This is a genomic window from Couchioplanes caeruleus (assembly GCF_003751945.1).
GTDB classification, from domain to species: Bacteria; Actinomycetota; Actinomycetes; order Mycobacteriales; family Micromonosporaceae; genus Actinoplanes; species Actinoplanes caeruleus.
On the sequence record NZ_RJKL01000001.1, the window covers coordinates 1,163,382 to 1,179,785 of the forward strand.

General features: G+C 73.8%; 1 protein-coding gene (cut by a window edge). It reads right to left on the reverse strand.

Annotated elements, in window-relative coordinates:
* A protein-coding gene (locus EDD30_RS05485) for a type I polyketide synthase (RefSeq protein ID WP_123678092.1) crosses the window boundary here: on the reverse strand, positions 1-16,404 show its 3' portion. Its footprint extends 12,648 nt past the window's final position; 16,404 of the gene's 29,052 nt are visible here — the last part of the coding sequence; the start codon falls outside the window, past its right edge; it ends in the stop codon at positions 1-3.

A 16,404-nucleotide genomic window follows, 5' to 3' on the forward strand; every position in this document is an offset into this window, starting at 1 on the left:
TCAGGAGAGTCCCAGTTCGTTGTCGAGCAGGGCGAAGACGTCGTCGTCGGAAGCGCTGTCGAAGTCGAACGACTGCTCCTCGCCGGAGCGTGAGCGCAGGTCGTTCCACTTGGTGCGCAGCACCTCGAGCCGTCCGGCGATCTGTTCGTGCTGCCTCTCGGAGGCGTCGATCTCGCCGAAGGTGCCTTCCAGGCGTTCCAGCTCGGCCAGCAGGGCCTCGCTGCCGGACACGGGCGCCGGGGCCACCTGCGCGTGCAGATAGGCCACCAGCTCGTCCGGCGTCGGGTGGTCGAACAGCAGGGTGGCGGGTAGCCGCACTCCGGTGAGCGCGGTGAGCCGGTTACGGAGCTCGACCGACGTGAGCGAGTCGAATCCGAGGTCCTGGAACGCCTTGTCCGCCGCGATCCGTTCCGCGCCCGTGTGCCCGAGCACCACGGCCACCTGCGTCGCGACCAGGTCCAGCAGGGTTTCCCGCCGCTCCGGCACGGACTGTCCGGCAAGCCGGCGGGCCAGGTCGGCGCCGCCGTCCCCGGCCGCGGAGGCCCGCTTCGCCGGGGTGCGGACGAGCCCGCCGAGGATCGCGGGTACCTCGCCGCGTGCCCGCAGGGCGGCCGGGTCGAGCCGCACCGGCGCCACCGTGGCGGCGCCTGTGGTCAGGGCCGCGTCGAACAGGTCCAGGCCCTGCTCCACGGTGATCGGCGGCATGCCGCCCTTCGCCATCCGAGCCACGTCCTCGTCGCTGAGCGTTCCGGTCATCCCGCCGGTGCGCACCCACGGTCCCCAGGCGAGTGAGGTGGCGGGCAGGCCGTTCGCAGCGCGTTCGGCGGCGAGGGCGTCGAGGAATGCGTTGCCCGCGGCGTAGCTGGCCTGCCCGGGGTTGCCGAGCAGGCCCGCCATCGACGAGAACAGCACGAAGACGTCGAGGTCCTTCGTGGCCTTGTGCAGGTTCCAGGCGGCGTCCACCTTGGGACGCAGCACGGCGTCGAGGCGGTCCGGGGTGAGCGAGCCGATGACACCGTCGTCCAGGACGCCCGCCGCGTGGATGACCGCGCGCAGCTCCGGCAGGCTCGCGACGAGGTCCTCGACGGCGTCCCGGTCGGTGGCGTCACAGGCCACCACGCGGCCGGGCAGCTCGTCCGCGCCGGGCGTGTCCGGGCCCCGGCGGCTCACCAGGACCAGATCGGTGACGCCCTGGGCGGCCAGATGCCGGGCGATGGTCGCGCCGAGGCCGCCGGTGCCGCCGGTGATCAGGACGGTGCCGGCCCACCGGGTCGGTTCCGGGCCTGCCGTGGTCCGGGTCAGGCGAGGTGCGTACGGGCCGTCGGCAGCCAGGATCAGGTGCGGCTCGGTGGAGGTCAGCGCCGCCGCGGTGAGTGTCCCTCCGTCCAGCTCGATCAGTGCGAGCCGGTCCGGATTCTCCGTCTGGGCGCTGCGGACCAGGCCGCGCACCGCGGCTCCGGCCAGGTCGCCGGTGCGGGTGACCAGGACCAGCCGGGTCGCGGCGAAGCGGTCGTCGCTCAGCCAGTCCTGCAGCAGCGCCAGGACCCGCGCGGTCTCGGCGTGCACCGCATCCGCGGCGTCCGCACCCGGGGCAGCCGCGACCGGGGTCAGCACCACCTCGGTAGGCCCGGAGGCGGCCAGGGCGTCCAGGTCCGGGTACGCCTTGGCGTCCAGTCCGGCGAAGGCCTCCCCATCCGCGCCGAGCACGGCGGCCGACGCGGGACCGGTCTCCGGCAGCCGCGCCGCCCTCCGTTCCACGGTGTAGAGGTCGCGGGCGCTCAGCGCGCTCGCGTCCCACGGCCTGGTGATCAGCGAGGTGACCGTGGCCACCGGAGCACCCGCCGGGTCCACGACCGCCAGGGCGAGGGCGTCGCCGGTGCGGCGCAGCCGGACCCGGACCGTGGTGGCGCCCTCGGCGTGCAGGGTGACGCCCTGCCAGGCGAACGGGACACCGGCCGGGCCCTCGCCGCCGGCCGCCATGACCGCGTGCAGGCAGGCGTCGAACAGGGCCGGGTGCAGGCCGTAGCGGTCCGCACCGGCATCGTCCGGCAGGGCCACCTCGGCGTACAGGTCGTCGCCGTCGCGCCAGGCCGCGCGCAGGCCCTGGAACAGCGGCCCGTACGCGAACCCGGCGTCCGCCATCCGCTCGTACGCGCCGGTCAGGTCGATCCGTTCGCCGGTGACGGTGAAGGTCTCCGCGGCGCCTGCCGCGCCGAGCACACCGTTCGCGTGCTCGGTCCAGTCGCCGTTCGGGTCGTTCTCGGGGCGGGAGTGCACCGCGACCGGACGGCGGCCGGTGTCGTCCGCCGCGCCGACGCTGACCCGCACCTGCAGGGCGCCGCGCTCGGGCAGCGCCATCGGCGTGGCCAGGGTGAGCTCCTCGACGCCGGGGGCACCGGCCCGGGCGCCGGCGTGCAGCGCCAGCTCGACCAGGGCGGTGCCGGGCACGAGCACGCTGCCGAACACCTCGTGGTCGGTGATCCACGGCTGGGCCTGCGCGCAGAGCCGGCCGGTGAACAGGTAGCCGTCCGAGGTGACCAGGTCGAGGGCGGCGCCGAGCATGGGATGCCCGGCGTCGCTCAGGCCGGCCCGGCGCACGTCGCCACCGGGCATCGCCGAGCCCTGCGGCCAGAACCGCTGGTGCTGGAAGGCGTACGTGGGCAGGTCGACGCGGCGGCCGTGGCCGATCACCGTGGCCCAGTCGACCCGCAGGCCGACGGTCCAGGCCCGGGCGACGGCGGTGAGCAGGGTGGTGACCTCGTCACGGTCGCGGCGCAGCGTCGCGATGCCCTCGGTCATCGCGGACAACACACCGTCAGGGCCCACCTCCAGGAACCGCTCCGCGCCGGTGGCCGCGATCCCATCAGCGAAGCGCACCGCCTCCCGCACGTGCCGCACCCAGTACGCCGGATCCGTGAACAGCGTCGTCTCGATCTGCCCCGTCACGTTGGAGACCAGCGGGACCGACGGCTCGTTCAGCGTCAAACCCGCCACCACCGCAGCGAACTCCGGCAGCATCGGGTCCATCAACGCCGAATGGAAAGCATGACTGACCTTGAGACGCCTGGCCCGGGCGAAACCGGCCGCGACCGCCTCGACCGCCGCCGCCTCCCCGGACAGGACCACCGCATCCGGGCCATTGACGGCCGCGATCGACACCCCCTCCACAGGCGACACATCCGACTCGGCAGCCTGCACGGCGATCATCACCCCACCGGCCGGAAGCTCCTGCATCAGCCGCCCGCGGGCAGAGACGAGCGTGCACGCATCCTCCAGAGAGAACACCCCGGCGATGTACGCGGCGGCGATCTCCCCGACCGAGTGCCCGATCAAGACATCCGGCTTCACACCCCACGACTCGAGAAGCCGGTAGAGGGCCACCTCGACCGCGAAGATCGCCGGCTGGGCGTTACCCGTGGAATCCAGATCCTCCCAGTCGATGGCGAGGTTCTCGACCACCGCGTCGAAGGCAGCGGCGAACACCGGATACCGCTCATACAACCCACGACCCATGCCCACGCGCTGCGAACCCTGACCGGTGAACATGAAGGCCGTACGGCCGGTGCGCGCCTCCCCCTCGATCAGGGTGTCACCCAGCAGCACCGCGCGGTGCGGGAACTCGGACCGGGTGGTGGCGAGCGACCAGCCGACGTCGCGAGGGTCCGCGTCGACGGCGGCGAGGCGGGCGAGCTGGTCGCGGCGCGCCGCCGGGCTCCTGCCGGACACCGGCCAGGGCACGATGCCGTCGGCCTTCGTGAACGACGCGGACGTCGCGACGTCGGCCGGCTGTTCGAGGATGACGTGCGCGTTGGTGCCCGAGATGCCGAACGACGAGACACCGGCCCGGCGCCGGGCCGACTCCGGCCACGCCATGTTCTGCCGCGCCAGCGACACCGCACCGGCCTCCCAGTCCACGTGCGACGACGGCGCATCCACATGCAGCGACTGCGGCACCACCCCGTGCCGCATCGCCATCACCATCTTGATCACACCCGCGACACCCGCAGCCGCCTGCGTGTGCCCGATGTTCGACTTCACCGAACCCAGCAACAAAGGCAGCTCACGATCCCGGCCATACGCCGCCAGCAACGCCTGCGCCTCGATCGGATCACCCAACGTGGTACCGGTACCGTGCGCCTCCACCACATCCACGTCCCGGGCACTCAGACCGGCGTTGGCCAGGGCCTGCCGGATCACCCGCTGCTGCGACGGCCCGTTCGGCGCGGTCAACCCGTTCGACGCACCATCGGAATTGACCGCCGAACCCCGCACCACGGCGAGGATGCGGTGCCCGTGCCGCAGCGCGTCGGAGCGCCGCTCCAGCACCAGAACGCCGACACCCTCGGCCCAGCCGACCCCGTCGGCCGCGTCCGCGAACGGCTTGCACCGCCCGTCCGCCGCCAGGCCACCCTGCCGGGAAAACTCGACGAACGTGGTAGGGGTCGACATCACCGTCACCCCGCCGGCCAACGCCAGACTGCACTCCCCCGCCCGCAACGCCTGCGCGGCCAGATGCAACGCCACCAGCGACGACGAACAGGCCGTATCCACCGTGACCGCCGGACCCTCGAAACCGAACGTGTACGAAACCCGGCCCGAGGCGATGCTGCCCGCGCTGCCGCTGCCCTGGTAGCCCTCGTACTGGCCACCGCCCAGCAGGTTCGCGTAGTCGTTGTACATGACGCCGGCGAAGACGCCGGTCTGCGAGCCGCGCAGGGTGTGCGGATCGATGCCGGCCCGCTCCACCGCCTCCCACACCGACTCGAGGAGCAACCGCTGCTGCGAATCGGTGGCCAGGGCCTCCCGCGGGCTCATCCCGAAGAACTCCGGGTCGAAGCCGGCCGCGTCGTGCAGGAAGCCACCCCACCGGGTGTACGAGGTGCCCGGCTCGTGGCGGTCGGTGCTGTAGAGCCTGTCCACGTCCCAGCCCCGATCGGCCGGGAAGTCACCGACCGCGTCCACGCCCTCGAAGACCAGGTCCCACAAACCCTCCGGTGAGGTGACACCACCGGGGAAGCGGCAGGCCATGCCGACGATGACGACCGGGTCGTCCGACACCGGCGGCAACACCGCGGCGGGAGCAACCATCTCGGCCACCGTGCCGAGCAGCTCGTCACACAGGTAGGCGGCCAGGGCGGCGGCGTTCGGGTAGTCGAACACCACGGTGGCGGACAGGCGCAGCCCGGTGGCGGCGCCGAGACGGTTGCGCAGTTCGACCGCGGTGAGCGAGTCGAAGCCGAGATCCTGGAAGGCCCGGCCGGGATCCACCTGGCCGGTGCCGGTGTGGCCGAGCACCTGGGCGATCTGGGCGCGGACGACGTCGAGCAGGGCCTCGGTGCGTTCCTGCGGTCCGAGTGCGGCGAGTCGTTGGATCAGGGCGGCCCCGCCCGCGGCCGCTGCCCGGCGCGACGGCCCGCGGACCAGGCCGCGCAGCATCGGCGGGACGTCGCCGAGGGCGCGCAGCGCGGCGGTGTCCAGGCGTACCGGGACGAGGGTGGCGGCGTCGATGGCGAGCGCGGCGTCGAACAGGGCGAGACCCTGTTCCTCGGTCAGCGGCGGCAGGCCGCCGCGGGTCATCCGGGCCACCTCCTCGTCGGTCAGTTCGGCGGTCATGCCGCCGGAGCGGACCCAGGGTCCCCAGGCCAGCGACGTGGCCGGCAGGCCGTCCGCGCGCCGGGACTCGGCGAGCGCGTCCAGGTAGGCGTTTGCGGCCGCGTAACTGGCTTGTCCGGGGTTGCCGAGCAGGCCGGCGACCGAGGAGAACAGCACGAACGCGGACAGGTCCCGGTCACGGGTGGCGGCGTGCAGATTCCAGGCCGCAGTGATCTTGGGCTGCAGGACCCTGTCGGCCCGCTCGGGAGTGAGCGACTCGATGACACCGTCGTCCAGGACGCCGGCCGCGTGGATGACCGCACGCAGGTCCGGCAGGTCCGCGATCAGGGCGTCCACCGCCGCCCGGTCGGTGACGTCGCAGGCGACCACGCGGCCGGGCAGCTCGCCGGCGCCGGGCGTGTCCTGGCCGCGGCGGCTCACCAGGACCAGATCGGTGACGCCCTGACCGGCCAGATGCCGGGCGATGGTCGCGCCCAGGCCGCCGGTGCCGCCGGTTATCAGGACGGTGCCGCTCAGCGGGTCCGGCTCCGACGTCGCGGCCGGGACACGGGCCAGGCGCGGGGCGGTGGCGACGCCGTCGTGCAGGGCGAGGCGGGGCTCGTCGGTGGCCAGGGCGGTTTCCGGTACGTCACCGCCGGTCTCGATCAGGCCGAAGCGGCCGGGATGCTCGGACTGGGCCGAGCGGATCAGCCCGGACACGGCCGCCCCGGCCAGGTCGCCGGGGCGGGTCACGAAGACCAGCCGGTGCTCCGGGTCCGCGTCGGCCAGGAACGCCTGCACCCGGCCGAGCGCGTCCAGGACCGCCGCACGGGGTTCGGTGCCCGCCTCGACCACGGCCACGGTGGCCGCGGCGGTGGCGTCCGGCAGACGCACCGGCACCCAGTCCACGCGGTACAGCGGGTCGGTGGCGGTGATCCGCTGCGGGGCGCGTACGCGCAGCGAGTCTGCCGAGGCGATCGGTGTACCGGCCGGGTCGGCCACGGCAATGGCGAAGCCGTCCCCGATCCGGGTGAGGCGGACCCGGGCGGTGGCGGCGCCGGTGGCGTGCAGGGCTACGCCGTGCCAGGCGAAGGGGATGCCCGCGGGGCCGTCGGCGGCGTCCAGCATGAGGGCGTGCAGGGCGGCGTCGAACAAGGCCGGGTGCAGGCCGTACCGCTCGTCGTCGGCGCCGTCCGGGAGGGTGACCTCGGCGTACACGTGCTCGCCGTCGCGCCAGGCGCCGCGCAATCCCTGGAAGACCGGGCCGTAGACGAATCCGCCGTCGGCGAGCCGGTCGTAGAGGCCGTCGACGCCGACGGGTTGCGCGCCGGGCGGCGGCCAGACGGCCACCTCGAAGGCGACCGGGCTGCGGGTCGCGCCGAGCAGGCCGGTGGCGTGCTCGGTCCAGACCGCGTCGGTGTCGCCGTCCGGGCGCGAATGCATGGTCACCGCGCGGCGGCCGGAGCCGTCCGGGGCGCCGACCCACACCTGCACCTGCACGGCGCCGCGCTCGGGCAGGACCAGCGGCGCGGCGAGGGTGAGCTCGTCCAGGCCGGGGGTGCCGGCCTCGGCGCCGGCGTGCAGGGCCAGCTCGACCAGCGCGGTGCCGGGCAGCATGACCGTGCCGTGCATCTCGTGGTCGGTCAGCCACGGTTGGGCGGTGGTGGACAGGCGGCCGGTGAACAGCAGCGCGTCGGAGCCGGGCAGGCTGGTGGCGCCGCTGAGCAGCGGGTGCCCGGACGCGTCCAGGCCGGGCACGGCGCCGCCGAGGGTCATGCTGGCCGGCCAGAAACGCTGGTGCTGGAAGGGGTAGGTGGGCAGATCGATCCGACGTCCGACGTCCACGACCGCGGCCCAGTCGACGTGCTGCCCCTGCGCGTAGAGCGCGCCCACTGCCGTGAGCAGGGTGGTTGTCTCATCACGGTCACGGCGCATCACCGGGACACCCTCGGCCACCGCCGACAGCACCGCGTCCGGACCCACTTCCAGGAAGCATGCCTCACCCGCGGCCGCAACTGCGTCGGCGAAGCGGACCGCCTCGCGTACGTGCCGGACCCAGTACTCCGGGTCGGCGAACAGGTCGGTCTCGACCCGTCCGGTCACACCGGAGACCAGAGCGACCTTCGGACGGCTCAGGGTCAGCACGTCGACCACCTGCCGGAAGGCGTCGAGCATCGGGTCCATCAACGCCGAGTGGAATGCGTGCGACACCCTCAACGCCGTGCTACGCCCCGGGATCTGCTCTCGGACCTTCTCCACGGCATCCTGCACACCCGACAGCACGACCGCGTTCGATCCGTTGACGGCGGCGATGTCCACCCCGTCGACCAGAAGGGACCGAACCTCCTCCTCGGACGCCTCGACCGCGACCATCACCCCGCCGGCCGCAAGTTGCTGCATCAGGCGACCACGAGCCGAGATCAATGTGCAGGCATCCACCAAGTTCAGGACTCCGGCGAGGTGTGCGGCCGCGATCTCACCGACCGAGTGGCCGAGCATCACGTCCGGCGTGATCCCCCACGACTCCAGGAGACGGTAGAGCGCGACCTCGACAGCGAAGATGGCCGGCTGCGCGTTGCCGGTGGAGTCCAGGTCGTCCCAGTCGATGTTCAGGTGCTCGGTCACCGCGTCGAAGGTCTCGGCGAACACCGGGTATCGGGCGTACAGTGACCGGCCCATGCCGGCGCGCTGCGAACCCTGACCGGTGAACATGAGCGCCAGGCGGCCGTCGGCGGCCAGGGAGGGCTCGACCGTGGCCAGGGCGGCGCGCAGCTCGTCGCGCGTCGTGCCGACGACCACCGCGCGGTGGTCCAGGGCGGCACGGGTGGTGAGGCTGCGGGCGATGTCGGCCGGGTGGGCGTCCACGGCGGCGATCCGGGTGGCCTGCTCGCGCAGCGCCTGCGGGGACCGGGCGGACAGCACCCACGGGACGACCGTGCCGGCCGGCTCCGGCTCGGCCGGGGTGGGCGGGACGGACTCGATGATGACGTGCGCGTTGGTGCCGGAGATGCCGAACGAGGAGACGCCCGCGCGGCGCGGCCGGTCGTCGCGGCGCCACGGCCGCGCCTCGGTCAGCAGCTCGACCGCGCCCGCCGTCCAGTCCACCTCGGACGAGGGCTCGTCGATGTGCAGGCTGGCCGGAAGCGTCTCCTGCCGCATCGCCATGACCATCTTGATCACGCCGGCCACGCCCGCGGCGGCCTGGGTGTGGCCGATGTTGGACTTGACCGAGCCCAGGTAGAGGGGCTCGCCGCGGTCCTGCCCGTACGTGGCGAGCAGCGCCTGCGCCTCGATGGGGTCGCCGAGCGTGGTGCCGGTGCCATGCGCCTCCACCACGTCGACGTCGGCGGCGGTGAGGCCGGCGTGGGCCAGCGCGTGCCGGATCACCCGGCGCTGGGACGGCCCGTTCGGGGCGGTCAGCCCGTTCGAGGCCCCGTCCTGGTTGACCGCCGAGCCCCGCACGACGGCGAGGACCTCGTGGCCGTTGGCCCGCGCGTCGGAGAGCCGTTCCAGGACCAGGAAGCCGGCTCCCTCGGCGAATCCGGTGCCGTCCGCCGCGGTGGCGAACGACTTGCACCGGCCGTCCGGGGACAGGCCGCCCTGGCGCCCGAACTCGGCGAACACGCCGGGGGTGGACAGCACGGTGACGCCGCCGGTGACGGCGAGGGTGCAGTCGTCCTGGCGCAGCGCCTGCACGGCCAGGTGCAACGACACCAGCGACGACGAGCAGGCGGTGTCCACGGCCACCGCCGGGCCCTCCAGGCCGAGCTTGTACGACACCCGGCCGGCGACCACGCTGCCGTTGCCGTCCGCGCCCGGATAATCGTGGTACATCACGCCGGCGAAGACGCCGGTGCGGCTGCCGCGCAGCGAGGTCGGGTCGATCCCGGCCCGCTCCAGCGCCTCCCAGGTCAGTTCCAGGGTGAGGCGCTGCTGCGGGTCCATGCCGAGCGCCTCGCGCGGCGAGATGCCGAAGAACGCCGGGTCGAACCCGGCCGCGTCGTCGAGGAACCCGCCGGTGCCGGCGTAGGTGCCGCCGTCCGGGGTACGCAGCGGGGTGAGGTCCCAGCCACGGTCGACGGGGAAGTCGGAGATCGCGTCGGCGCCCTCGGTGACCAGCCGCCACAGGTCCTCCGGGGAGGCGACCCCGCCCGGGAAGCGGCAGGACATGCCGACGATGGCGATGGGCTCCTGCGGGTCGGCGGCGCGGACCAGGGCGAGCTCCGGGTCGCGCCGCCCGGCCGGAACCAGCTCGGCGTCGATGAACCGGGCCACCGCGGCGGCGTTCGGCTCGTCGAAGACCAGGGTGGCGGGCAGCCGCAGGCCGGTCGCGGTGTTCAGTTGGTTGCGCAGCTCGGTGGCGGCCAGGGAGTCGAAGCCGAGCTCCTGGAAGGCACGGTCCGGGGCGATCGGGTCGGCCGATTCGTGGCCCAGCACGGCGGCGACGCGGGATCGGACGACCTGCAGGATCGCGCGGTGCCGCTCGGCCGGGTCCAGGCCGGCGAGCTGGGCCGCCAGGCCGGTGACCGGGGCCGCGGTAAGGGTCGCGGCGGCGCGGCGAGCGGCGGGGACGAGGTCGCGCAGCAGGGCCGGAACCTCGTCCGTCCGGGCGCGCAGAGCCGCCGTGTCGACCCGGATGGGCGCGACCGCGGGCCGGCCGGAGCGCAACCCGGCGGCGAACAGGGCGAGACCCTGCTCGTGGCTCAGCGGCGGAATGCCGAGTCCGGTCATACGCCGGCGATTGGCCTCGCCGAGCAGTTCGCCGAGGCCGGCGCCGACCTCCCACAGCGCGTACGCCATGGCGGTCGCCGGGCGGCCCTGGGCGTGGCGCAGCTCGGCGAGGCCGTCGAGGAACACGTTGGCGGCGGCGTAGTTGCCCTGCCCGCCCGTGAGGACGGTGCCGCCGGCCGAGGAGAACATGACGAACGCGGTCAGGTCCATGTCGGCGGTCAGCTCGTGCAGATACCAGGCGGCGTCCGCCTTGGGGGCGAGCACGGCGTCGAGGCGCTCGGGCGTCAGCGCGGTGATCAGTCCGTTGTCGCCGACCCCGGCCGCGTGCACCACGCCGGTCAGGTTCTCCCCGTCGAGAAGGGCTTGCAGAGCCGCACGGTCCGACACGTCACAGGCGACGACCCGCACCTGGGCACCGGCCGCGGTCAGCTCGGCCACCAGGTCGGCGGCGCCGGGCGCGTCGGGGCCGCGGCGGCTGGTGAGCAGCAGACGTCGGGCACCGTGCTCCGCGACGAGACGGCGGGCCACGACGGCGCCGATGCCGCCGGTGCCGCCGGTGATCAGGACGGTGCGGCCGGCGTCGAACTCCGGCATCGCGCCGTCCGCTGCCACGCGGGTCAGGCGGGGCACGAGGATCGCGCCGTCGCGGACCGCGAACTCCGGCTCGTCGACACCGTCCACCGACACGCTGCCATCGGAGTCGGCCAACACGATACGACCGGGATTCTCCGCCTGCGCGGCCCGGACCAGACCCCACACCGGCGTCTGCACCACGTCCGGCACCCGCGCCGCGACCGCATTACGGGTCACCACGACCAGACGCTCGACCGTGTCCGAGGCCAGATGCCGCTGCACCACCCCGAGCACCTCATGGGTCAACGCCCGCACCGCGGACGGCACATCACCGGCCGGAGTGACGACCTCGTGCACCACCGACGCAACCGCCTCGACGCCGGCCGGGACGGTTCGCCAGGTGACGGCGTACAGGGACTCGTCGCGGCTGAGCTGGTCGGCGGAGAGCGGGCGGCCCACCATCGAGGCGACGGACAGCACCGGGCGGCCGGTCGCATCGGCCAGGTCGAGGGCCATGCCGCCGGTGTCCGCGCGGCGCACCCGGATCCGCAGGGCGGTCGCGCCGATCGCGTGCAGGGTGACGTCGGTCCAGGCGAACGGGATGGACGTGGGTGCGCCGGCGTCGCCGAGCAGGCCGGGCAGGGTGGCGTGCATGGTGGCGTCGAGCAGGGCCGGGTGGATGCCGTAGCGGGCGGCGTCCGCGGCGGCCGGCTCGGGCAGGACCACCTCGGCGTAGATGTCGTCGCCGGCGCGCCAGGCCGCGCGCAGGCCCTGGAACACCGGTCCGTAGGCGTAGCCGTGCTCGGCGACGATGGCGTAGGCGTCGTCGACCGGGACCGTCCGCGCGCCGGGTGGCGGCCACGTGGCCAGGTCGAACGTGGGGGTGGGGGCGACGGCGGTGAGGGAGCCGGAGGCGTGGCGCAGCCACTCGTCGTCCCGGCGCGTGTGGATGGCCACGGTGCGGCGGCCGTCCTCGTCCGGGCCGACGGTGACCTGCAGCGGCAGCGGGCCGGTCAGCACCAGTGGGACGCCGAGGGTCAGCTCCTCCAGGTGCGGGGTGCCGCTGGCGGCGCCGGCGTGCAGGGCCAACTCGACCAGGACCGAGCCGGGCACCAGGGTGGCGCCGAGGACGGCGTGGTCGGCCAGCCACGGCTGGGCGTCCAGGGAGAGCCGGCCGGTGAACAGGCGCCCGCCGGTGCCGGGCAGGTCGAGCGCGGCGCCGAGCAGCGGATGCTCGTCGGCCCCGAAGCCGAGCGCGGCCGGGTCGGCGCTGCCGGTGGTCGCGTCGACCCAGTAGCGGCGGCGCTGGAACGGATAGGTGGGCAGGGCGACGCGAGCGCCGCTGACGACGGCGGCCCAGTCGACCCGCAGGCCGACGGTCCAGGCCCGGGCGACGGCGGTGAGCAGGGTGGTGACCTCGTCACGGTCGCGGCGCAGCGTCGCGATGCCCTCGGTCATCGCGGACAACACACCGTCAGGGCCCACCTCCAGGAACCGCTCCGCGCCGGTCGCCGCGATCCCATCAGCGAAGCGCACCGCCTCCCGCACGTGCCGCACCCAGTACGCCGGATCCGTGAACAGCGTCGTCTCGATCTGCCCCGTCACGTTGGAGACCAGCGGGACCGACGGCTCGTTCAGCGTCAAACCCGCCACCACCGCAGCGAACTCCGGCAGCATCGGGTCCATCAACGCCGAATGGAAAGCATGACTGACCTTGAGACGCCTGGCCCGGGCGAAACCGGCCGCGACCGCCTCGACCGCCGCCGCCTCCCCGGACAGGACCACCGCATCCGGGCCATTGACGGCCGCGATCGACACCCCCTCCACAGGCGACACATCCGACTCGGCAGCCTTCACGGCGATCATCACCCCACCGGCCGGAAGCTCCTGCATCAGCCGCCCGCGGGCAGAGACGAGCGTGCACGCATCCTCCAGAGAGAACACCCCGGCGATGTACGCGGCGGCGATCTCCCCGACCGAGTGCCCGATCAAGACATCCGGCTTCACACCCCACGACTCGAGAAGCCGGTAGAGGGCCACCTCGACCGCGAAGATCGCCGGCTGGGCGTTACCCGTGGAATCCAGATCCTCCCAGTCGATGGCGAGGTTCTCGACCACCGCGTCGAAGGCAGCGGCGAACACCGGATACCGCTCATACAACCCACGACCCATGCCCACGCGCTGCGAACCCTGACCGGTGAACATCATGGCGAGGGAGCCCTCGGTGGCGACGGACGGCTCGATGTTCTCCAGTGCGGCGCGTAGCTCGTCGCGGGTCTGCCCCATCACGACCGCCCGGTGGTCCATCGTGGCGCGCAGGGCCAGGCTGCGGCCGATGTCGGCGGGATCCGCGTCGACCGCGGCGATCAGCGCCGCCTGCTGGCGCAGGGCTTCCGGCGAGCGGGCGGACAGCACCCACGGAAGGACGCCCTCGGTGCGGGTGATCGCAGCCGGCGCCGTCGGCGGCGGCTCCTCGAGGACGACATGGGCGTTGGTGCCGCTGATGCCGAACGCGGACACCGCGGCCCGGCGCGGCCGGTCGCCGGTCTGCCACGGCCGGGCGTCGGTGAGCAGCTCGACGGCGCCCTCGGTCCAGTCCACGTGCGACGACGGCACCTCGGCGTGCAGGGTACGCGGCATCTCGCCGTACCGGATGGCCTGAACCATCTTGATCACGCCGGCCACCCCGGCGGCGGCCTGAGTGTGCCCGATGTGGGACTTGACCGTACCCAGCCGCAGCGGCTCGGTACGGTTCTGCCCGTACGTGGCCAGCAGCGCCTGCGCCTCGATGGGGTCGCCGAGGGTGGTGCCGGTGCCGTGCGCCTCGACCACGTCGATCTGGTCGGGGGTGAGACCCGCGTCGGCCAGCGCGGCGCGGATGACACGCTGCTGCGAGGGTCCGTTCGGGGCGGTCATGCCGTTGGAGGCACCGTCGGAGTTGACCGCCGAACCCCGGACGACCGCGAGGATCTCGTGGCCGTTGGCCTTCGCGTCGGAAAGCCGTTCCACGAGCAGCACACCGACGCCCTCGGACCAGCCGACGCCGTCGGCGGAGTCGGCGAACGCCTTGCAGCGCCCGTCGACGGACAGGCCGCGCTGGCGGGAGAACTCGATGAACATGCCCGGCGTGGCCATCACGGTCGCACCGCCGGCCAGGGCCAGGTCGCACTCTCCGGACCGCAGCGACTGTACGGCCAGGTGCAGCGCGACGAGCGAGGACGAGCAGGCGGTGTCGACGGTGACCGCGGGTCCCTCGAAGCCGAACGTGTAGGAGACGCGGCCGGAGACGACGCTGCCGCCGCTCGTGCCGCTCGGGGACACGTTGAGCGCATAGTCGTGGTACATGACGCCGGCGAAGACGCCGGTGGCGCTGCCCTTGAGGGTCGCAGGGTCGATCCCGGCGCGTTCCAGGGCCTCCCAGGACGTTTCGAGGAGCAGACGCTGCTGCGGGTCCATGTAGGTGGCCTCGCGCGGCGAGATGCCGAAGAAGGCCGGGTCGAAGTTGCCGGCGTCGTACAGGAAGCTGCCCTTGCGGGTGTAGCTCTTGCCCTCCCGGCCGGGTTCCGGGTCGTACAGGCCGTCGAGGTCCCAGCCCCGATCGGTCGGCAGATCGGCGACGGTGTCGGCGCCCTCGGAGACCAGCCGCCACAGATCCTCCGGGGAGGCGACCCCGCCCGGGTAGCGGCAGGCCATGCCGATGATGGCGATCGGCTCGTCGACGCGGGCCCTCACGGCCGGCCGGTCCGGCTGGGCGGCTGCGGCGGGGGTGCCGAGCCGGCTCATGATCTCGTCGGTGACCGCGCGGGCGTTCGGGTGGTCGAAGACCAGGGTGGCGGGCAGCCGCAGGCCGGTCGCGGTGTTCAGCTGGTTGCGCAGCTCGGTGGCGGCCAGGGAGTCGAAGCCGAGCTCCTGGAAGGCGCGGTCCGGGGCGATCGCGTCGGCGGAGCCGTGCCCGAGAACCGCGGCGACCTGCCCGCGGACCAGGGCGAGGATCTCCTGGTGCCCGGCGGTGGCGGCGGCCGGTGGGACGACGGCCGCGGCCGCGCGGCGGGCCGTGGGGGCGAGGCCCCGCAGCAGTGCCGGAACCTCGTCCGTCCGGGCGCGCAGGGCGGTCCTGTCGAGTTTGATCGGGGCGACGGCGGCCGGGACGGCGCGCAGCGCGGCGGCGAACAGGGCGAGCCCCTCGGTGCGGCCGAGGGCGGGCACGCCCTGGGCGGCCATCCGGCGGCGGTCCACGTCGGCGAGGTGCTGCCCGAGCCCGGCGTCCATGTCCCACAGGCCGAACGCCATGGAGGTGGCCGGCCGGCCCTGGGCGTGGCGTAGCTCGGCGAGGCCGTCGAGGAAGATGTTGGCGGCGGCGTAGTTGCCCTGCCCGGCCGTGAGGACAAGCCCGCCGACGGAGGAGATGAGCACGAACGCGGTCAGGTCCATGTCGGCGGTCAGCTCGTGCAGATACCAGGCGGCGTCCGCCTTGGGGGCGAGCACGGCGTCGAGGCGCTCGGGCGTCAGCGCGGTGATCAGTCCGTTGTCGCCGACCCCGGCCGCGTGCACCACGCCGGTCAGGTTCTCCCCGTCGAGAAGGGCTTGCAGAGCCGCACGGTCCGACACGTCACAGGCGACGACCCGCACCTGGGCACCGGCCGCGGTCAGCTCGGCCACCAGGTCGGCGGCGCCGGGCGCGTCGGGGCCGCGGCGGCTGGTGAGCAGCAGGCTACGCACACCGTTCCAGGCGACGAGGTGGCGGGCGATCTCGGCGCCGATGCCGCCGGTACCGCCGGTGACGAGCACAGGGCCGTCGAACGCGGGGGCGTCGACGGCGGGCTCGGTACGGACCAGGCGGGGCACGAGGATCGCGCCGTCGCGGACCGCGAACTCCGGCTCGTCGACACCGTCCACCGACACGCTGCCATCGGAGTCGGCCAACACGATACGACCGGGATTCTCCGCCTGCGCGGCCCGGACCAGACCCCACACCGGCGTCTGCACCACGTCCGGCACCCGCGCCGCGACCGCATTACGGGTCACCACGACCAGACGCTCGACCGTGTCCGAGGCCAGATGCCGCTGCACCACCCCGAGCACCTCATGGGTCAACGCCCGCACCGCGGACGGCACATCACCGGCCGGAGTGACGACCTCGTGCACCACCGACGCAACCGCCTCGACGCCGGCCGACGCCGGCTGCCACTCGACGGTGTAGAGCGGGGCGGACGTGATGGCCGCAAGCTGATCGGCGGTGACCGGACGGCCGGTCATCGACCGGACCGACAGCACCGGGCGGCCGGTGGTGTCGGCGACCTCGATCGTGGTGGCGTCGTCGCCGGGCTTGGTGAGCCGGACCCGGACCGCGGACGCGCCGACCGCGTGCAGGGTGACGTCCTTCCACGCGAACGGGATCATCGTCTGCTGCTCGCCGCTGCCCAGGATGACCGCGTGCAGGCAGGCGTCCAGCAGGGCCGGGTGGATGCCGAAACGGTCGGCGTCCGCGGCCGCACCGGGCAGGGCGAC